The organism is Staphylococcus caseorum (genome assembly GCF_049943195.1).
GTDB lineage: Bacteria > Bacillota > Bacilli > Staphylococcales > Staphylococcaceae > Staphylococcus > Staphylococcus equorum_A.
This window is the reverse complement of record NZ_JBNFUA010000001.1, coordinates 1,422,996-1,441,742: the sequence shown is the minus strand read 5'-3', so window position 1 is coordinate 1,441,742 and position 18,747 is coordinate 1,422,996. Positions and strand designations below refer to the sequence as shown.

Here is an 18,747-nt window from a genome sequence, read left to right as displayed (position 1 = left end):
TAATTTAGTGTAAATATTCCGCATATTTTTTTGCTAAAGGTACTTGAAAATTTCTCTGTAGTTGATATAATAGTATTTGTGCTTGATTGAGATATCAATTATTCCACAGTAGCTCAGTGGTAGAGCTATCGGCTGTTAACCGATCGGTCGTAGGTTCGAGTCCTACCTGTGGAGCCATTGGAAACGTACTCAAGTTGGCTGAAGAGGCGCCCCTGCTAAGGGTGTAGGTCGCGCAAGCGGCGCGAGAGTTCGAATCTCTCCGTTTCCGTTAATAAAACAAGATTTTTAATACCGAAGTCCTTAACAGGATTTCGGTATTTTTTTGTTCTAAAAAGAAAATGTAAAGGCCAATTTATTTTGAACTTTACATTTTCCAACAAAATACTATTTATCTAAATGACGATACAAAGTTGCTCTGCTTATATTCGTTTTCTCTTTAATTTCATTTAAAGTATATTTTTTACTCATATACATTTCTATAGCGTCTTTAAGATTCTTATCATCTCGCTTTGGTCTCCCCATATTTTTTCCTTCTTTGGTGTGGTTTTCTAACCCTATACGGGTTCTAAATTTAACGATATCACTCTGAAAATCAGTTATATTATGTAGTATTTCTAAGAATGATTCTTTAGTTGCTTTATTAATGTATTTTTTTAAATTTATCACGTATAGTGAAACGTCCATCTTTGAAAGTCTATCTAATATATCTACTAAATGTTTGGTAGAATCAGCAAGTATGCATAAATCAGTTATATATAACGTATCTCCTGTAGATAAGTTTTCATTTAAAAGTAATTCTAATTGAATTCTTTTTTTATTATGAGCGTGAGACTCCTCAAAAATATTCTTTGTATAATTTGCAATTTTCTTATTTTGTTCTATCATTGAATCATTTATTACGACTGGCCTTACGTAGCCTAAATGCATTGGAAAGCACCACCTATAGATTTTTTTGAAGTTAGTTTCATAAAGGGGTATACATATGAAACTATTCTGTTATACTTTATTTTATAATTTATTATAAAGGAGAGTAAATATGATTGAAACATTAAAACAGGAATGGTTAAATCAGCCTGGTAAAAATATACTTGCTGGTATAGTTGTTGCATTGGCATTAATTCCTGAAGCCATCGCATTTTCAATTATAGCAGGGGTTGATCCTATGGTGGGGTTATATGCAGCCTTTATAATAGCAACTGTAACTGCTATTGTAGGCGGAAGGCCTGCTATGATTTCAGGTGCGACGGGGGCTGTAGCACTATTAGTGGTCCCTTTAGTTAAAGAACATGGCGTAGAATACCTTTTAGCTGCCACTATACTTATGGGTGCGATACAACTGATTTTAGGTTTGCTGAAAATTGGCCGATTGATGAAATTTATACCCCGCTCAGTTATGATTGGTTTTGTTAATGCTTTAGGCATTATGATATTTATGTCCCAGATAGAACATATCTTTGGTATATCAATATCAACATATGTATATGTCATCATAACATTATTAATTGTTTATATTTTACCCCGTTTTTCAAAAGCAGTCCCTGCACCATTAATTGCTATTATCGTTTTAACTGCAATCTATATGTACACTGAAGCTGATGTGAGAACGGTAGGAGATTTAGGTACGATTAAGCAATCACTACCACATTTTTTAATTCCTAATGTGCCATTTACTTTTGAAACGTTGCAAATTATTTTTCCTTATTCATTATCAATGGCTGTTGTAGGTCTAGTAGAAAGTCTACTTACAGCTAAAATTGTCGATGATGCTACAGATACTTACAGTAGTAAAAATAGAGAATCACGTGGCCAAGGCATTGCTAATATCATTACTGGTTTCTTTGGTGGTATGGGAGGTTGCGCCATGATTGGTCAATCAGTCATTAATGTGAAATCAGGTGCAAATAGTAGATTGTCTACTTTTACTGCCGGCATTGTTCTGATATTTATGATTATAGTATTAGGTAACATTGTTGTACAAATTCCTATGCCTATCTTAGCAGGTATCATGGTTATGGTATCTGTAGGAACTGTAGATTGGAATTCTTTTAAATATATCCGAAAAGCACCTAAAACAGATGCTATCGTTATGATAATAACTGTCATTATCGTTTTAATGACACACAATTTGGCAATTGGTGTAATAATTGGAGTCGTTTTCAGCGCATTGTTTTTTGCTACTAAAATTTCAAAAATTGATGTTATTCTAGAAGAATACAGTAATGTGAATTATTTGTATTTCAAAGGTCAAATCTTTTTTGTATCTATTGATTCTATGATGGAACAAATTAATTTTAACGTTGAAAATAAAACAATAGAATTAAATTTTAATGATGCACATTTGTGGGATGACTCGGCAGTAGATGCAATAGATACTATAGTAAGAAAATTTGAAGAGAAGCATAATGTTGTCTATGTTGAAAAATTGAACTCAGATAGTCGGAAAATTGTGTCTGAGTTAAGCCAATTAAATGAAAATCACTTAAATTAAAGGAGTGCTATTTATGTATAAGTCAATTTTGTTAGCGGCGGATGGATCAGAAAACAGTTTGCGTTCAGCAAAAGAAGTTTTAAATTTTATAGATGAAAATACGATTGTTACGATACTTACAGTTGTTAATGTTGATGAATCGAAAACTGATGTATTACATGGTAATCAGGGTGAGGGTTTAAATAATAAAAGAGAAGATAAATTATCAAATATCACTGAATTTTTCACGAAACAGAGTGTCGAATATAAAGTTAAAATTGCACATGGCGTTCCTGCTGATACAGTAGTTAAAATTGCTAATGAGGGTGAGTATCAAGCTATAATTTTAGGAACCCGTGGCCTAAATAGCTTACAAGAAATGGTATTAGGTAGCGTGAGTCATAAAGTTGCAAAACGCGTGCAAATCCCTGTAATTATCGTAAAGTAAAACATTATTAAAATGATGTCGAGTTAAAATATAAGTAGTCGACTTTGAAATAAAGATACGTACACACAAAGGAATCTTCTGAATTTACGGAAGATTCCTTTGTGTGTACGTTTTTTAATTTTTAAAATTTGAGAAAACTAGCAACAATTTTTATTGTCTTCTTCTTTTTTTTCGTTATTTTCTTCTTTTTTATCCGTATGTTCTTCAATTTCTACTGAACAACATGATTGTTCTTGTGGTTTTAATTTTTTTAATGCATCTTTGATACCCAATTACTACACCTCCTTAAATAATTAAGTTAACAATTAGACCAGTAGCAATTGCTACGACTAAAATTGCTATAATAAAAAATATTACAAATTTCTTTTTAAATAATTTGGATAACAATATGACTTCAGGAATACTTGCGCCTGCACCACCTATAATTAACGCCACCACCGTACCTAATGACATGCCTTTAGATACTAATGCTTCAGCTATAGGCAACATTGTTTCTGGTCTGATATACATTGGAATACCAATAACAGAAGCAATAACAACTGAGATAATACCATCGCCACTTGCATATTGAGTTATAAATGCTTCAGGAATAAATCCATAAATAAATGCTCCTATAAATACACCAATAATTAAATAAGGCAACATTGGATATAGGAAAGCCCAAGCATCATTTAGCGCTTGCTTAACACGAGATCCTGATTTATTTGAGAAGAAACCATCCCCTTTAACAGTAACGCTTTTATAACTCTCTGCCAGATTCATTTTTGAAAATACAAGACCTGTTAAAATACTGAAAAATGCTAAGACAATAAAATAAACAACAGCAACTTTCCAACCTAATAGAATCCATAGCATAAATATCATGAGTGGATTCATGAGTGGGGAAGCGATTAAGAAACTCATAGCTGGACCAAATGGAACTTTTGAGTTTAATAATCCGGCAAGAATAGGAATAGTGGAACAAGAACAAAACGGTGTAATAGCTCCAAAAGTCATACCCAATACATAGTTTGTTGCTTTGTTAGGTTTGCTCAACAGTCTTCGTATTTTATCTTCCGAAACGAGTTGTTGAATTAAACTTACGATAAAACTTACAATTATAAATAGTACTAACAATTCAAAAAATAACATTAAAAATGTTTTGATGAATTCGATGATTGACTCTGTCATTGGTGAAGCTCCTCTAAATATATTAATCAACTTTTTTTGATATATTAATCGATAAAATTAATTAATTTAATGTTAAATAAGATGAAAACTACAATATGTTACAGCAAGTATCTTCAGTTAATACGACTTGGATGTGTGCTTCGTTGATTTTGTAGTAGTTCCATGTACCGTGCTTTTCAAGAATTAAAATCTGTGCATCGACTAATTTTTTTAAATGATAAGAAAGTTTAGATTGTTTTAAATCTAATAGCGCTTCTAAGTCACATACACATAGTGATTTATTAGGACTCTGACTAATTTGATTAAGTATTTTTAAGCGGTTTTTGTCAGCGAGTGCATTGAACATATTTTCATAATAGGTTAATTTGTCATCTTCATTTAAATGATTCACATTTTTTATAATGTTCATGAGTTACACCTTTCTAATTAATCAATTTTTTTTGATGTATCAATTATAATATATCATGACGATTATTTCAAATTTCAATTTATAACATTATTAATATCATATAGACAACCATCTATATAGATGGTATTCTATGTACTTGTGAGAGGGGAGATAAACGTGTCATATAAAGAAATATCGATCGTATTAAAAGTTTTATCTGACCCTAGTAGGTTAGAAATTTTGGATTTACTTTCTTGTGGTGAGTTATGTGCATGTGATGTATTTGAACATTTTCAATTTTCTCAGCCAACGTTAAGTCATCATATGAAATCGTTAGTAGAGTGTGAGTTAATTACTACACGAAAAGAGGGGAATAAGCGCATGTATCAGCTTAACCACGATGTATTTGAACAAATTAATCAAAGTTTAAATCTAATAAATACTACAAATGAATTATGTGTTTGTAAAGATATGAAGTCAGGTGAGTGTTAATGATGACGATATTAGCAATCACAATCTTTGTATTAACGTTAATTTTTGTTATTTGGCAGCCTAAAGGTTTAGATATTGGTATTACTGCATTAATAGGTGCTGTAGTTGCTATAATCACCGGCGTTGTGAGCTTTTCAGATGTACTGGAAGTTACTGGAATCGTTTGGAATGCGACTTTAACGTTTGTTGCTGTTATTCTAATTTCACTCATATTAGATGAAATTGGGTTCTTTGAGTGGTCTGCTATACATATGGTTAGAGCATCAAAGGGTAATGGCTTGAAGATGTTTATCTTTATCATGCTCTTGGGTTCAGTTGTAGCAGCCTTCTTCGCAAATGATGGTGCAGCTTTAATACTTACACCTATTGTATTAGCGATGGTACGTAATTTAGGCTTTGATAAAAAAGCAATATTTCCATTTATCATTGCTAGTGGTTTTATTGCAGATACAACTTCATTACCACTTATTGTTAGTAATTTAGTTAATATAGTTTCTGCGGATTATTTCGATATAGGTTTTATTGAATACTTAAGTAAAATGATTATACCTAATATATTCTCGTTGATTGCAAGCATTCTTGTTTTATGGTTGTATTTTAGAAAATCTATTCCTGGCAAATTTAACGAAGTAAATATCAGAGAACCAAGAGAAGCGATTAAAGATAAAAAACTTTTTAACATCTCTTGGATTGTACTTGCTTTCTTACTCGTTGGTTATTTAATAAGCGAGTTTATAAATATTCCAGTATCTATTATTGCTGGTATCATTGCTTTAATATTTGTATTATTAGCGCGTAAATCTAAAGCGGTACATACGAAACAAGTAATTAAAGGTGCGCCATGGAATATTGTTTTATTCTCCATTGGTATGTATCTCGTCGTCTTTGGTTTGAAGAATGTCGGCATTACGACTTTACTTGGAGATGTACTAACAAATATTTCAAGTTACGGCTTGTTTAGTAGTATCATGGGCATGGGCTTTATAGCTGCATTTCTTTCATCTATTATGAACAACATGCCAACTGTATTAATAGATGCAATAGCAATTGGTCAATCGAGTGCCACAGGATTATTAAAAGAAGGTATGATTTATGCCAACATTATTGGATCTGATTTAGGCCCTAAAATAACACCAATCGGCTCTTTAGCCACACTTCTTTGGTTACACGTGTTAACTCAAAAAGGAGTGAAAATATCCTGGGGCGTATATTTCAAAACGGGAATTATTATCACGATCCCTGTTTTATTTGTAACCCTATTAGGTTTATATTTAACACTAATTATTTTCTAAAAAGAGAGGTAGTAATAGATGAATAAAAAAACAATTTACTTTATATGTACTGGTAATTCTTGTCGTAGTCAAATGGCTGAAGGCTGGGGAAGAGAAATACTAGGCGAAGAATGGAATGTTTACTCAGCAGGTATCGAAACGCATGGCGTAAATCCCAAGGCGATAGAAGCGATGAAAGAAGTAAACATTGATATTTCAAATCATACATCCGACATGATTGATAGTAATATTTTAAAACAGTCGGACCTCGTTGTTACACTTTGTAGTGATGCTGATGATAATTGTCCAGTTATCCCACCTAATGTAAAAAAAGAACATTGGGGCTTTGATGATCCAGCAGGTAAAGCATGGTCAGAATTTCAACGTGTAAGAGATGAAATGGGCGATACAATTAAACGATTTAAAGAGCTATAAGCATTTAAATTTATTTGTTATTTTTAAATGATGAACTTAAAAATGAGTATGAATTAAATCAGAAAAATAATGAAAAACCTTCAAAGTAGACACTAAAAGTGAAAACTTTGAAGGTTTTTTATGTCAAAGTAGCGATGTATTAATAATTACAGTAGATAGGAATTTAAGTTTTAAATAATAGTAATGTTTTTTGAGAACTAACTAGGGAAAAAGTATATTATAAACAATAAGATTATAAAAATTAGATATGCTTAGATCTTTACCAATAATACGAGGTAATAAGTTTTTGATTTTAACTCAAGATATTGTAAGAAAAAATAAAATTATTTTTACAATGAATATTGTTTACGATGTTGTATATAAACAAAAAAAGTGGTAAGCTATGCAATGTGATAAAATAAGAAAATAGGAGAGATATATATGGGCTTTATTATTATGATTATAGTAGGCGGTTTAATTGGCTGGTTAGCCGGCGCAATTTTAGGTAAAGATATTCCAGGTGGAATTATTGGTAATATTATTGCAGGTTTAATCGGTTCAGCTATAGGTAGTAGATTATTAGGCACTTGGGGACCAGTTTTAGGTGGCGTTCCAATCTTACCAGCTTTAATCGGGGCAATCGTATTAATCCTAATTGTTTCACTTATTATGAAAGCAATTAGAAAATAGTATATAATCACTCACCACTTGGTGGGTGTTAGAACTTAGACAAACCATTTGCTATAAAGCATTTGGTTTTTTTAATAGATACTATTCCCTTGAGGGAATCTTTGTTCTTTCATTTCATTGTTTAATACTTACATGAAATGGAATGAATGTTTTTTCTAATTCAAGTATATATTTATTTTGTGTTTTTGCCTTTATATGAATGCAATCAATGAATAATTGTAATTGATGATATTGTTTTTGTTTTAAAAAACAGCAGTGATTTGGGCCGACTCCTGTGGGAAAAGCACTAGTCAAAGACTACAGGCTGAGACAGTGTCCGTGGAAAGCGTGCATAAAAAACTGCCAACAAAGTCATAGATTTTGTCGACACTCTGCTACTCACTATTTGGTGGGCGTTTTTTTAAATTTTAATAATATTGATAGGTCTGTATATAAATAAAAAAGCTAACCGTTTTTTTTAGAAACGATTAGCTTTTTTTATTCTTTTCGTAAACTTCAATGTATGTGAAATCTATTTTTTACTTATTAAGTTTTTGATTCCTTTTATAATAAAGCCTACTACTACAGATCTGAAAACACGTGATATAATATTTTTCATTATTAATCCTCCTAAGTTACAATTCAAATTTCCTTAATTTGCTGTATAGTTTCTTTACCCAATTTTCGATGGAATATTGGAGAAAATAGAAAAATTTTTAACTTTTAATAAAATAATGCTTATTTTCCAAAAGAAATAAGACCGTCTTCATCTGCTTTGTTAAAGAAAATCGTAATGATACCACTAATGATAGCGATAATGTATGGAATGCCTGTCCAAAAGAACACTAAATGTATAATACCTTGTAAAAGTTGATTTGAGTAAAATTTATGAATACCACACCAACCGAGTATAAATGCAAGTACAATGTAAATGACTTTATTTACTTTCATATGTCTAGTCCTTTCATTTTAAAATTGTTATCTTAATTATCTCTTATATTAAGTGATTCAACAATCGAAAACAATCAATGAAAAACAAATTATCGTAAAAAGCCAATTATTGTTTCGAACTTTTTATTTAATTCATATATAATATAGTTAAATAAACATAATAAGGAGCATACAAATGATTAGAAAAGCTAAACTTAACGATAAGCATGAAATTGCAAAATTATGTTATATCATTTGGAGTCAATTAGACATTGACTTAGTGGAATATACTGAAAAAGAGAGATTACTAAAAATTATGGAACAAAGTATGGTGGATGTACAATATAGAGGCCATTATAGTAACACTTGGATATACGAAATCGATGGTGAAATTGCAGGTTGCTTAATTGCATACCCTGGTGATAAAGAATTAGAGCTTGAAAAGGCTTGGTTAGATATGGAATTAGATGAAGACATTAGAGCTTATGGGACGCCGATGCCAATGAAAGAAGCTAATGATGATGAATGGTATATAGAAACAGTTGCTACCTTTCCAGAATTCAGAGGGCAAGGTGTCGCTACTAAATTAATTAAACATGTATTAGAGACGTATCCAGATGAAAAATGGAGCTTAAATTGTGATTTACTCAATGATGGGGCGTTACATGTTTATAAAAAATTAGGGTTCCAATCTACAAGTGAATTTGATTTATACGGTCATATGCATTATCACATGGTACATGTAAAAGACTGAGCTTTTATTCGTTTAAAAAGTAAAAAAAAATCGATCTTCATGAGTATGAAGATCGAAAAAGTAATACTTACTTTATTTGATTGCTTGGTTAAAGTTGTTTGTTGAGAAATATATTAAATACCACCAAGCAGAGCACTAATATAAATACCAAGTGCATAAAGTAGACCGAAGAATGTGTTCGTTTTTCCTGTTGCAGCCATTGCTGGCATCATAGTTGCTGGCGTGTCATTCTTTTTGAATCTACGTACAGCCTTGATAGGTAGCGGGAATGACAGTAAAGCAAGTAAAAAGAAAATTGAACCACCAGGTTGGAAGAACGTAATATAGATAACTAATGCATACGCGACAATGTACATTAATGCTAAGAAGCGTATAGAGTTATTTTTACCCAATAAAATAGGTAATGTCTTACGACCACTTTCTTTATCTTTAACACGGTCACGAATATTATTAGCCATATTGATTAAACCGATTGTTATAACAATTGGAAGACTGATCCAAACAACTAGACTTTGTAAATTACCTGTTTGAATGAAGAATGCAATTAAAATAATAATCATACCCATGAAAATTCCAGAGAATACTTCACCAAAAGGAGTCCAAGAAATAGGGAACGGTCCACCCGTATATAAATAGCCGATTGCCATACACACAAGTCCAATTGGTATGAGCCAGAACGAACTGTTGATGGCTATAAATAGTCCTAGTAAAGCAGCAATGACATAAAATGCAATGGCTATATTCATGACTAACTTAGGACTCATGCCATTTCGAACGATTGCACCACCGATTCCTACAGAAGTGTGGTCATCTAACCCTTTTTTGAAATCATAGTATTCATTAAACATGTTTGTTGCAGCTTGAATTAATAAACAAGCGATTAACATGGCTAAAAGCAAAGCAAGACTTAGATGATCTTCACTACCGAGTAGGAATATTTTTGCAGTAGCAGTACCAACAAGTACTGGTACCACAGCAGCGGTTAAAGTATGTGGTCTCATTAAGTGCCAGTATTTTCTGACAGTAGAATATTGTTGATATTGAGATGCCATAAAATTTTATACCTCGAATTCTTTTATATTAAAATATTTTTTATCAAATTTATTTTAATGGAAGAACTTGTAAAGGTCAAATAACGTGAAAATTATATAAATGAAATAGGCTAGATACCATACACATATTGTGAAAAGTGGTACAATATTATAATGAGTGCAAACTGATAAATGAAAGAAGTGAAATAGATGACTTTGGACGTCAAGGAAAGTGAAATTGTCGAAGCGGTATACGAAAGTAATCATACTTGGGTTTCTGTAGAAGCAAAATTAAATTATGAATTAGATCCTACTGTATTATTCCATGTTACGGAAGACAGTGCAGGAGACCGTTTTTATTTTAAAAAAAATGACAACAAAACTTCATTCTTTGGCTATCATGCTATTAAAAGATTTAAAAATGACTTTGAAAGTAAACAATCTATTTTCCGAGAATGGGAAAAATATAAAAGTGATATTGATTTAATTCATCCAAATTCAGAACGACATCATTTAAAAATATGTGGCGGATTCCAATTTTCAACACATAAATCTGGAGATGAGTGGCGTGAATTTGGTATTAATCATTTTATATTACCTGAAGTATTGGTAACTATGGAAGAAGGAAACACGTATATTACCTATACTGTAGAAGCAGATCAATTTGAAATCGACTCATTTTTAACGATTATAGATAAGTTAACTCAAGAAAATGTTAGCCCAGATTTTGAAAAAGGTGAAATTAAACGCATTGAGGATATTTATAAAGATGAGTGGCGTGATTTAGTTAAAGATACAATAGATATATTAGATGAAAACAAAAAAATTGTGCTTGCAAGAAAACGATTGATTATGTTTGATAAAAATATAAACATCCCTTATATCTTAAACCAAGCAACACAAGGTGAACATAATAGTTACTTATTTGTATTAGAATCACAAGACAGTGTATTCTTTTCACAAACACCTGAACAATTAATGGAAATTAATGATGAAATATTATCTACAAAAGCAGTTGCAGGTACGATTAAACGTACGCATCAAGATGATGTGGATAATGAAAATATAAATGCATTTTTAAATGATGAAAAAAACTTAAATGAACATCGCTTTGTAGTAGATAGCATATTGAATGACATTGATTTGTATGTAGAAGATATTACTTACAATGAAAAGCCACAAATTTTAACAAATGATCATTTGTATCACTTGTATACGAAAATCAAAGGACAATTGATTAGTGAATCTTACATTGGTTTATTAGATAATCTTCACCCGACGCCGGCACTTGGAGGTTACCCAAAAGAGGAAGCAATTGAATATATTGAACAAAATGAGTTTGGAACACGTGGGCTTTATGGCGCGCCAGTTGGCTATATTGACATGTATGATAATTGTGAATTTATCGTTGCAATTAGATCTATGTTGATTAAGAAAAATCAAGCAACATTATTTGCTGGTTGTGGAATTGTAAGTGATTCTGATGCGGATAGTGAAGTAGAAGAGACTGCTGTTAAATTTAGCCCAATGATGAAAGCATTAGGAGTCGAGAAATATGAATAACCATACAACTGCATTAACAAAACAGGTATTTACTTTTGTTTCAGAACTATATGCATACGGAATAAGAGAAATAGTGATAAGTCCAGGATCTCGTTCAACACCAATGGCAATTGCGATTGAAGCACACCCTAAAATGAAATCTTGGATTCATCCAGATGAACGTAGTGCCGCTTTCTTTGCGATGGGATTAATGAAAGGCAGTGAGCGACCAGTTGCGATTCTTTGTACATCTGGTAGCGCTGCTGCGAATTATACACCAGCCATTTCTGAAAGTAGCTTGAGTCATTTACCACTCGTGGTATTAACAAGTGATCGTCCACATGAACTCAGAGGTATTGGGGCACCACAAGCAATAGATCAAACAAATATGTTTGCAAATTATACACAATATCAATTTGATTTCCCAATTGCTGATAGTAATGATGACCAAGACTTTATGACGAATACAGTTAAATTCCAATTACAAAAAGCGAGTCAGTATTTATATGGCCCGCATCGAGGTCCAATTCATCTGAATTTACCATTTAGAGAGCCACTGACACCTGATTTAGAAAAAGTTGAATGGTTAACTTCAGATACGAAGATTATGCCACATTACCAAAAAACGACGAGTCTCAATGAAATAAATGTAATTGTTAAAAAACGCAAAGGTCTTATTATCGTTGGCGATATGCAGCATCAAGATGTAGATCAAATACTCACATTTGCGACGATACATGATATGCCTATACTTGCTGACCCATTAAGTCAATTACGTCGTGAGCATCATCCTAATGTAATAACAACCTATGATCTTTTATTTAGAGCAGGGTTGGAAGTGGATGTTGATTTTATAATTCGAGTAGGTAAACCAGTTATTTCCAAAAAAATAAACCAATGGTTAAAAGAGACGAAGGCATTTCAAATCTTAGTGCAGAATAACGATAGACCAGATGCATTTCCAATAACACCTCATGTTTCTTACGAGATGTCTGCAAATGATTTCTTTAGACAATTATCTGAGACGACGACAGTTGAACGTAAGCAATGGTTAGAAAAATGGCAATCATTAGAGAAACATGCCAAAGTTGAAATTAAAGATTATGTAAGAACTGCGACAGATGAAGCGGCTTACGTAGCAAATGTACTAGACAAACTAACAACAGCTGATGCATTATTTGTGAGTAATAGTATGCCAATTCGTGATGTAGATAATTTGTTTACTGACTGTGAAGCAGAGATTTATTCAAATCGTGGAGCTAACGGTATCGATGGTGTTACTTCAACAGCATTAGGCATGGCGGTGCACAAGAAAGTGACATTGTTGATTGGTGATTTAGCCTTTTATCATGATATGAATGGCTTACTCATATCTAAATTAAATGATATCAACTTGAATATAGTGTTATTAAATAATGATGGTGGGGGAATCTTTTCATATTTACCACAGAAAGATACAGCTGATGCATATTTTGAAAGATTATTTGGCACACCAACAGGATTGGATTTTGAACATACTGCGCTACTTTACGACTTTACATTTAAACGATTTGAATCTATTGAAGCATTTAAATACACTGAGTTATCCAAATTTGGCGCACATATTTATGAAATTATGACGCATAGAGAAGATAACCTACAACAACATCTTAAACTCTATAAAAAGTTGAGTGATATTATCAATGTTACATTATAAATTTCATCGATCGAATCAATCAACCAATCAATTATTAGTGATGCTACACGGATTTATTAGTGATCAGCACGCATTTGATAACCATATTCAAATGTTGAAAGAAAGCGTAAATATCGTAACAATTGACTTGCCTGGACATGGTGTAGATGAATCTCCATTTAATCGAGAATGGGACTTTCCTTTTATTAGCCAACAGTTAGATGAAACGCTAGAAGTGTTTAGTGCATATCAATTATTTTTACATGGGTATTCAATGGGTGGTAGAATAGCGTTGTATCATGCAATTCATGGCAACACTAAATTGACAGGTCTTGTTTTGGAAAGTACATCTCCAGGCATTGAAGATCAAACAGCACAGATAGAAAGACAACAAGTTGATTATGCACGTGCCCAAGTATTAGAAATTGCAGGATTAGAAGTTTTTGTTAATGATTGGGAAAAACTGCCACTATTTTATACACAACATGACTTAGATAAGATTACTAAATTAAGTATTCGTAACATGAGAATGCGCCAAGACGCATCAAGATTAGCAAAAGCGTTGAGAGATTACGGTACTGGCAACATGCCTAATTTATGGTCGGAATTGAATCAAATACAAATCCCGACATGTATTATTGTTGGAACTTTAGATGGTAAATTTTGTGAAATTGCTCAAAAAATAGTTTCAATTATACCGAAAACTGAACTTTTTGAAATAGCACAGAGTGGTCATACTGTTCATGTGGAAGAAATGGCAGAATTTGATAGAATAGTATTAGGTTTTATTCAAAAGGAGGAGCAAAATGACTAGACAGTGGGAAACAATTAAAGAATATAAAGAGATTAAGTATGAATATTACGATGGAATCGCTAAAGTAACAATTAACCGTCCTGAAGTGCGTAATGCTTTTACACCAAACACGGTACAAGAAATGATGGACGCATTTACTAAAGCACGTGATGATCAACGTGTTGCTGTTATTATTTTAACAGGTGAGGGAGATAAAGCATTTTGTTCTGGTGGAGACCAGTCAGTACGTGGCCACGGTGGCTATGTAGGTGAAGATCAAGTTCCTCGTTTAAACGTATTAGATTTACAAAGACTTATTCGTGTAATTCCAAAACCAGTTATCGCAATGGTAAGAGGTTATGCAGTAGGTGGCGGCAATGTATTAAACGTTGTATGTGACTTAACAATTGCTGCAGATAATGCTATCTTTGGTCAAACTGGACCAAAAGTAGGATCATTTGATGCTGGTTACGGTTCTGGTTATTTAGCTCGTATCGTAGGACATAAAAAAGCACGTGAAATTTGGTATTTATGTCGCCAATATAATGCACAAGAAGCATTAGATATGGGATTAGTTAATACAGTAGTACCTCTAGACGAAGTAGAAGATGAAACTGTTAGATGGTGTGAAGATATTAAGAAACATTCACCAACTGCTTTAAGATTCTTAAAAGCTGCTATGAACGCAGATACAGATGGTTTAGCTGGTCTTCAACAAATGGCTGGAGATGCAACATTACTTTACTATACAACGGATGAAGCAAAAGAAGGTAGAGACGCGTTTAAAGAAAAACGTGATCCTGATTTTGACCAATTCCCTAAATTCCCATAAGGAATTAATATATTAACCTTTATTGAAGGTTAAGTACATACTGTCGACAAAGTATCATACTTTGTCGGCAGTTTTTTTATGCGCTTTTTACAAGTGCAACTTCGACTTTACTATATATTTTCATATGTTATCACCTAGGACACGATTTTAGCATATTATTATGTATACTCATACTGCGTTTTTATTCATTGATTTTACTCCTAGAAAGAGAATAAACAAAAATGAATGAGGGGAATAATTAAAAGGAGTTTATTATTATGTAAAAATCAAATAGCGTATCAATGTATAGGTGTAAATTTATTATTTATAAAACTCTTTTAATAGTTCTAATATATTTGACTGTAATTTAAAAATATATTAATATTATAATGAAAAGAAATGAGGGAGAACAATGACATCAGACACTAACGACCAAATAAGAAAAGAAATGTGCTACTTATTTTATATAACGAGTAAAGAAGTTGTAAATCGTTTTAATCGCTACTTAAAACAGTATGATATAAGCTTTCCTAACTATATTGTACTGCTTTATATTGAAAACGATAAGAATGTTTATATTAAAACGTTATGTGATGAACTCTATTTAGATTCTGGTACTATAAGCCCTATAATTAAACGTTTAGAAAAAAAAGACCTTATTAATCGTATCAGAACAGAAGAAGATGAACGTAGAGTTAAAGTGAGATTAACAGAAAAAGGATTGAAACTTAAAGAAGAATTCAGCAAAATCTCCGAAGATGTTATTCAACAATTTGATATGGAAGGTGAAGAGTCGGTTACCTATTATCAAATTTTAAAAGCGTTTGCTGAAAAAAATGTTTTTAAAAAAGATGAAGATTTATAATATAAAGTACCCGCTAAACATTGAAGGTTATTCAATATTTAGCGGGTATTTTTGTGTTTATAAAAAATTATTATTGATAGTATTCGTTAAGAAATTCTTCTAGCCTTCTCATGCCTTCTTTCAAGGCATCAAGTTCATAAGCATAGGATATACGTACATGCCCTTTACCTAAATCAGTAAAGGATGAACCTGGTACCATTGCTACGTGTGCTTTTTCAAGTACATTAATACAAAATTCAAAATCATCATCAGTAAATTTTTTGATGCTAGGGAAGATATAAAAAGCACCTTCAGGCTTAGCATCAAGTTCAAATCCAAGTGACTCTAATTTATGAATTAAAAAATCACGACGTTCAATATAAGCTTTATTCATATATTGTGGCGCTTCCAAGCCTTCATTTAAAGCAGCAATACAAGCAATTTGTGCAGGTACATTTGCACAAATACAATTATAGGCATGCATAAATGTTAACTTTTCAATTAAGTACTCAGGTCCAATTAAAAATCCAATACGAATACCAGTTGCAGAATGTGATTTACTTAAACCACCTACGAGTAAAAGTTGATCACGGATTGCATTAAATTCTGCAAAAGAAGTATGTTTTCCACTAAATGTGTTTTCAGCATAAATTTCATCACTAATTATGAAAATTTCTTTGTCTTTCAATGTCTCAGTGATTGCTTGAACCTCATTATACGATAATATGACGCCAGTAGGGTTTGTTGGATAGTTGAGTAATATTGCTTTTGTATTGTTCGTAATATGAGCTTCTATGGCCTCAGGAGTGATTTTATACTCAGACTGAGTTGTATCTATGAAAATTGGAACGCCACCCAAGGTTTTAATCAAGGGAATATATCCTGCATAGATAGGGCCAGGAACAATAATTTCATCGCCTTGATTAATAATACTTCGTAATGCTGTATCTAATGCTTCACTAGCGCCATTAGTAATAATAATTTCTTCAGTACTATACTTAAAATGGTAGCGTTGCTCAAAATATTCACTTACAGCGTTTCTAGTTTCAATTAACCCTTTATTATGCGAATAAGTTGTTTGATCTTCATTTATCGCGTTAATATATGCAGATTTAACTACATCTGGCATAGGGAAATCTGGTTGACCAATCGTTAAATTGATACAGTTATCAATGTTTTTTATACGACTTGAAAATTGACGTATGCTTGGTGCACTTAAATATTTAGCATTATCGTTTAAAGAAAGTTTCATTGAATATTTCACCTCAAGATTAAAAATACCGAATTGTATTTTTTTATGTATGATTAATAGATATCATCAAAGTATTTCTATCATAACATATTTAAAATAAATACAATTCGGTAAAAACCTTTATTAACCTTTAAATTTAGAAGGTGACTGTAAATTGATAACTGGGTTTGTCCATTTTGATACAAAACGTGTTGATAAAACATAGACAATGATACAGGTTGCACTTAAAAGATAAATATAAGTTAAAATGGATATTTCATCTTTAAACGGATGAAGACCAAAACCACGAACTACTCCGATTACAAGACCATGTAATAAATAGATATGCATTGTTCTACGTCCTATATAAGTATAGAATTTTTCTTTTTCAGGTATTAAATTTAAGAAAGAAAACATAGTTACTAAAATAATAAAATAAAGGAGTAATCTTTTGAAGGGACTGTAAAGATCTTGTTTTCCTTCTAATGACATGTAAGGTGAATCACCTAACAACCAGTCTGAATTGATTGGATGAATGGTATAGATTACATAGAAACCAACTAAAACTATAATAGCAATAGGGACGAACTTTTTATTTCTTAAAATTTGTGTATGTTTACTTGTAAATAAATAACCTAAATAAAATATTGGAAAGAACATAATCGTTCTTGAAAAACTTAAATAATTATCAATATTGTCTGAATAACCAGCAAATAATGAAAAAATGATTGCTATTGGTAAGACAAAATAAGGTTTATAGTCTTTAACAATTACTAAAATTACGTGAAAGAAGAATAATGTAAGTAAAAACCAAAGTGCGAACACGGGATCGAAAGGATCGAACTGAACGCTATCTTCTTTACCAGTTAAATAATAATATAAAGAGAAAAAACCAAAGAAAATAATATAAGGTATTAATAGTTTTTTAGAGACTTTTTCTAAATAACCAGCTTCTCCTGCTTTTTTTGCAAAGTAACCAGAAATAAATAAAAATGCTGGCATATGGAAGCTGTAAATTGTTAAGTACAACGAAGATAGATATGTGCTTGCTTCATTGTATGGTTGTAATAAATGACCAAAGACCACAAGAAATATCAACACTGCTCTTGCATTGTCAAAAAAGTAATCTCTTTTTTTTAATTGTGCCATGCTTTTTCTCCTTTAAAAGTACCGGATGAATTTTATAATCACTGATACTAATTTATTATAAATCATATGAGAAATGCAACAAAATAGATCGATTTGTATTTTATTATTGTATATTATGTAGAATGACATTATAATATTAAGAAATATAATAGTGTCATTTGATTGGTGGTAACAAGTAAATTAACATAGTGGAGATGAAGCAACATGTACAAACAACTAGAACAATTAATTACACTGACAAGTAACGATTTGAACTTAGTAAGTAGAAGGTTTGGCCAACGTACAGATTTAACTTCAGAGCAATTAGAAATGTTAAGAATTTTATACAATTATGAAGTTTTATCTCAATATGACTTAACTATGAAAATTAATAAAGAACAATCAATTGTATCACGTTGGATAAAAAAACTTTGCCAAATGGGATACATAACTAGTAAACAATCTAATAAAGATTTAAGATGTAAAGATTTAATGGTAACGGATAAGACAAAGGAACTCGTACAACAAATTAATGAGGTGAGGGTAGCTTTAATTGAAGCGCGATGCCAAAATTTAACTTCACAAGATATAGAAGACTTAAACCATTTGCTGTATAAATTAAACGTCCATCAGGCTTATTTACGCTAGGTTATTGGGACCAAGTAATTTATATGAGAGCATCAGAATAT

At 31.7% G+C, this 18,747-nt stretch carries 21 protein-coding genes and 2 tRNA genes; 15 read left to right on the top strand and 8 right to left on the bottom strand.

All coding sequences use genetic code 11. From position 1 onward, the window contains the following. Window positions 1–102: 102 nt before the first annotated feature. Both ACP3TL_RS07475 and ACP3TL_RS07470 read left to right on the top strand, forming a co-directional pair. Window positions 103–177: transfer RNA gene (locus ACP3TL_RS07475), tRNA-Asn, on the top strand. A 2-nt stretch (window positions 178–179) separates the two neighbouring features. Next, window positions 180–268 (top strand) — tRNA-Ser (locus ACP3TL_RS07470). Between the two features lie 116 nt (window positions 269–384). Here ACP3TL_RS07470 and ACP3TL_RS07465 read toward each other — a convergent pair. Beyond that, complete coding sequence (locus ACP3TL_RS07465) at window positions 385–927, bottom strand: recombinase family protein (RefSeq protein WP_069832165.1); 543 nt, start codon at window positions 925–927, stop codon at window positions 385–387. 109 nt (window positions 928–1,036) lie between these two features. Between ACP3TL_RS07465 and ACP3TL_RS07460 the strand changes: the two genes are divergently transcribed. Both ACP3TL_RS07460 and ACP3TL_RS07455 read left to right on the top strand, forming a co-directional pair. Beyond that, window positions 1,037–2,488: a SulP family inorganic anion transporter gene (locus ACP3TL_RS07460; RefSeq protein WP_069832166.1), complete on the top strand. Its 1,452-nt coding sequence runs from the start codon at window positions 1,037–1,039 to the stop codon at window positions 2,486–2,488. Between the two features lie 13 nt (window positions 2,489–2,501). Then, window positions 2,502–2,915 (top strand): universal stress protein, encoded by a 414-nt coding sequence (locus ACP3TL_RS07455; protein WP_069832167.1) that lies wholly within the window; start codon window positions 2,502–2,504, stop codon window positions 2,913–2,915. Window positions 2,916–3,052: 137 nt separating this feature from the next. On the opposite strand, the gene ACP3TL_RS07450 is transcribed toward ACP3TL_RS07455, so the two are convergent. From ACP3TL_RS07450 to ACP3TL_RS07440, 3 genes are all read right to left on the bottom strand, one after another. Beyond that, on the bottom strand, window positions 3,053–3,187 hold the full coding sequence (locus ACP3TL_RS07450) for an alcohol dehydrogenase (RefSeq protein ID WP_069832168.1): 135 nt from the start codon (window positions 3,185–3,187) through the stop codon (window positions 3,053–3,055). A 13-nt stretch (window positions 3,188–3,200) separates the two neighbouring features. Beyond that, a complete protein-coding gene (locus ACP3TL_RS07445) occupies window positions 3,201–4,085 on the bottom strand; it encodes a permease (RefSeq protein WP_277575803.1) in 885 nt (294 codons plus the stop codon). Between the two features lie 88 nt (window positions 4,086–4,173). Next, window positions 4,174–4,494: an ArsR/SmtB family transcription factor gene (locus ACP3TL_RS07440; RefSeq protein ID WP_069832170.1), complete on the bottom strand. Its 321-nt coding sequence runs from the start codon at window positions 4,492–4,494 to the stop codon at window positions 4,174–4,176. Between the two features lie 156 nt (window positions 4,495–4,650). Between ACP3TL_RS07440 and ACP3TL_RS07435 the strand changes: the two genes are divergently transcribed. The 4 genes from ACP3TL_RS07435 to ACP3TL_RS07420 all read left to right on the top strand — a co-directional run bounded on the left by ACP3TL_RS07435 (window position 4,651) and on the right by ACP3TL_RS07420 (window position 7,340). Then, window positions 4,651–4,965 (top strand): ArsR/SmtB family transcription factor, encoded by a 315-nt coding sequence (locus ACP3TL_RS07435; protein WP_285336736.1) that lies wholly within the window; start codon window positions 4,651–4,653, stop codon window positions 4,963–4,965. Then, the gene (gene arsB, locus ACP3TL_RS07430) at window positions 4,965–6,257 is read left to right on the top strand and encodes an arsenite efflux transporter membrane subunit ArsB (RefSeq protein WP_081325270.1); all 1,293 of its coding nucleotides are present in this window, start codon (window positions 4,965–4,967) and stop codon (window positions 6,255–6,257) included. Before ACP3TL_RS07435 ends, arsB begins: the two co-directional genes overlap by 1 nt. A gap of 18 nt (window positions 6,258–6,275) precedes the next feature. Continuing rightward, window positions 6,276–6,671, top strand: coding sequence for an arsenate reductase (thioredoxin) (gene arsC / locus ACP3TL_RS07425; RefSeq protein WP_285326245.1), 396 nt, complete (start codon window positions 6,276–6,278; stop codon window positions 6,669–6,671). 420 nt (window positions 6,672–7,091) lie between these two features. Further along, complete coding sequence (locus ACP3TL_RS07420; RefSeq protein ID WP_069818224.1) at window positions 7,092–7,340, top strand: GlsB/YeaQ/YmgE family stress response membrane protein; 249 nt, start codon at window positions 7,092–7,094, stop codon at window positions 7,338–7,340. A gap of 717 nt (window positions 7,341–8,057) precedes the next feature. Here ACP3TL_RS07420 and ACP3TL_RS07415 read toward each other — a convergent pair. Continuing rightward, window positions 8,058–8,270, bottom strand: a complete 213-nt coding sequence (locus tag ACP3TL_RS07415) for a TM2 domain-containing protein (RefSeq protein ID WP_285326247.1) — start codon at window positions 8,268–8,270, stop codon at window positions 8,058–8,060. 175 nt (window positions 8,271–8,445) lie between these two features. Here ACP3TL_RS07415 and ACP3TL_RS07410 point away from each other — a divergent pair, with 175 nt between their 5' ends. After that, the gene (locus ACP3TL_RS07410) at window positions 8,446–9,003 is read left to right on the top strand and encodes a GNAT family N-acetyltransferase (protein WP_069832174.1); all 558 of its coding nucleotides are present in this window, start codon (window positions 8,446–8,448) and stop codon (window positions 9,001–9,003) included. Between the two features lie 113 nt (window positions 9,004–9,116). Here ACP3TL_RS07410 and ACP3TL_RS07405 read toward each other — a convergent pair whose 3' ends face one another. Further along, the gene (locus ACP3TL_RS07405; RefSeq protein WP_065337683.1) at window positions 9,117–10,055 is read right to left on the bottom strand and encodes a 1,4-dihydroxy-2-naphthoate polyprenyltransferase; all 939 of its coding nucleotides are present in this window, start codon (window positions 10,053–10,055) and stop codon (window positions 9,117–9,119) included. 189 nt (window positions 10,056–10,244) lie between these two features. Between ACP3TL_RS07405 and ACP3TL_RS07400 the strand changes: the two genes are divergently transcribed. The 5 genes from ACP3TL_RS07400 to ACP3TL_RS07380 all read left to right on the top strand — a co-directional run bounded on the left by ACP3TL_RS07400 (window position 10,245) and on the right by ACP3TL_RS07380 (window position 15,720). Further along, on the top strand, window positions 10,245–11,597 hold the full coding sequence (locus ACP3TL_RS07400; protein WP_285326250.1) for an isochorismate synthase: 1,353 nt from the start codon (window positions 10,245–10,247) through the stop codon (window positions 11,595–11,597). Then, window positions 11,590–13,272: a 2-succinyl-5-enolpyruvyl-6-hydroxy-3-cyclohexene-1-carboxylic-acid synthase gene (gene menD, locus ACP3TL_RS07395; RefSeq protein WP_285326252.1), complete on the top strand. Its 1,683-nt coding sequence runs from the start codon at window positions 11,590–11,592 to the stop codon at window positions 13,270–13,272. The genes ACP3TL_RS07400 and menD overlap by 8 nt, the downstream gene beginning before the upstream one ends. Further along, window positions 13,259–14,065, top strand: a complete 807-nt coding sequence (gene menH, locus ACP3TL_RS07390) for a 2-succinyl-6-hydroxy-2,4-cyclohexadiene-1-carboxylate synthase (RefSeq protein WP_277575805.1) — start codon at window positions 13,259–13,261, stop codon at window positions 14,063–14,065. Before menD ends, menH begins: the two co-directional genes overlap by 14 nt. Next, window positions 14,058–14,876 carry a 1,4-dihydroxy-2-naphthoyl-CoA synthase gene (gene menB / locus ACP3TL_RS07385; protein ID WP_002508054.1) on the top strand — a complete coding sequence of 273 codons (819 nt, stop codon included), beginning with the start codon at window positions 14,058–14,060 and terminating at the stop codon, window positions 14,874–14,876. Before menH ends, menB begins: the two co-directional genes overlap by 8 nt. A gap of 391 nt (window positions 14,877–15,267) precedes the next feature. Next, window positions 15,268–15,720: a MarR family winged helix-turn-helix transcriptional regulator gene (locus tag ACP3TL_RS07380; RefSeq protein WP_069818230.1), complete on the top strand. Its 453-nt coding sequence runs from the start codon at window positions 15,268–15,270 to the stop codon at window positions 15,718–15,720. 70 nt (window positions 15,721–15,790) lie between these two features. Here the strand turns inward: ACP3TL_RS07380 and ACP3TL_RS07375 are convergent, their stop codons facing one another. Both ACP3TL_RS07375 and ACP3TL_RS07370 read right to left on the bottom strand, forming a co-directional pair. Continuing rightward, window positions 15,791–16,951: an aminotransferase class I/II-fold pyridoxal phosphate-dependent enzyme gene (locus ACP3TL_RS07375; protein ID WP_069832177.1), complete on the bottom strand. Its 1,161-nt coding sequence runs from the start codon at window positions 16,949–16,951 to the stop codon at window positions 15,791–15,793. 123 nt (window positions 16,952–17,074) lie between these two features. After that, on the bottom strand, window positions 17,075–18,079 hold the full coding sequence (locus tag ACP3TL_RS07370) for an acyltransferase family protein (protein WP_069832178.1): 1,005 nt from the start codon (window positions 18,077–18,079) through the stop codon (window positions 17,075–17,077). 204 nt (window positions 18,080–18,283) lie between these two features. Here ACP3TL_RS07370 and ACP3TL_RS07365 point away from each other — a divergent pair, with 204 nt between their 5' ends. Beyond that, window positions 18,284–18,706 carry a MarR family transcriptional regulator gene (locus tag ACP3TL_RS07365; RefSeq protein ID WP_069832179.1) on the top strand — a complete coding sequence of 141 codons (423 nt, stop codon included), beginning with the start codon at window positions 18,284–18,286 and terminating at the stop codon, window positions 18,704–18,706. Window positions 18,707–18,747: the final 41 nt, after the last annotated feature.

Coding starts and splice junctions, on each gene's coding strand:
- menH (WP_277575805.1), top strand. CDS start 13,259: ATGTTACATTATAAATTTCATCGATCGAATCAATCAACCAATCAATTA.
- ACP3TL_RS07415 (WP_285326247.1), bottom strand. CDS start 8,270: ATGAAAGTAAATAAAGTCATTTACATTGTACTTGCATTTATACTCGGT.
- ACP3TL_RS07370 (WP_069832178.1), bottom strand. CDS start 18,079: ATGGCACAATTAAAAAAAAGAGATTACTTTTTTGACAATGCAAGAGCA.
- arsC (WP_285326245.1), top strand. CDS start 6,276: ATGAATAAAAAAACAATTTACTTTATATGTACTGGTAATTCTTGTCGT.
- ACP3TL_RS07465 (WP_069832165.1), bottom strand. CDS start 927: ATGCATTTAGGCTACGTAAGGCCAGTCGTAATAAATGATTCAATGATA.
- ACP3TL_RS07405 (WP_065337683.1), bottom strand. CDS start 10,055: ATGGCATCTCAATATCAACAATATTCTACTGTCAGAAAATACTGGCAC.
- ACP3TL_RS07400 (WP_285326250.1), top strand. CDS start 10,245: ATGACTTTGGACGTCAAGGAAAGTGAAATTGTCGAAGCGGTATACGAA.
- ACP3TL_RS07460 (WP_069832166.1), top strand. CDS start 1,037: ATGATTGAAACATTAAAACAGGAATGGTTAAATCAGCCTGGTAAAAAT.
- ACP3TL_RS07365 (WP_069832179.1), top strand. CDS start 18,284: ATGTACAAACAACTAGAACAATTAATTACACTGACAAGTAACGATTTG.
- ACP3TL_RS07375 (WP_069832177.1), bottom strand. CDS start 16,951: ATGAAACTTTCTTTAAACGATAATGCTAAATATTTAAGTGCACCAAGC.
- ACP3TL_RS07380 (WP_069818230.1), top strand. CDS start 15,268: ATGACATCAGACACTAACGACCAAATAAGAAAAGAAATGTGCTACTTA.
- ACP3TL_RS07455 (WP_069832167.1), top strand. CDS start 2,502: ATGTATAAGTCAATTTTGTTAGCGGCGGATGGATCAGAAAACAGTTTG.
- menD (WP_285326252.1), top strand. CDS start 11,590: ATGAATAACCATACAACTGCATTAACAAAACAGGTATTTACTTTTGTT.
- ACP3TL_RS07410 (WP_069832174.1), top strand. CDS start 8,446: ATGATTAGAAAAGCTAAACTTAACGATAAGCATGAAATTGCAAAATTA.
- ACP3TL_RS07445 (WP_277575803.1), bottom strand. CDS start 4,085: ATGACAGAGTCAATCATCGAATTCATCAAAACATTTTTAATGTTATTT.
- menB (WP_002508054.1), top strand. CDS start 14,058: ATGACTAGACAGTGGGAAACAATTAAAGAATATAAAGAGATTAAGTAT.
- ACP3TL_RS07420 (WP_069818224.1), top strand. CDS start 7,092: ATGGGCTTTATTATTATGATTATAGTAGGCGGTTTAATTGGCTGGTTA.
- ACP3TL_RS07440 (WP_069832170.1), bottom strand. CDS start 4,494: ATGAACATTATAAAAAATGTGAATCATTTAAATGAAGATGACAAATTA.
- arsB (WP_081325270.1), top strand. CDS start 4,965: ATGATGACGATATTAGCAATCACAATCTTTGTATTAACGTTAATTTTT.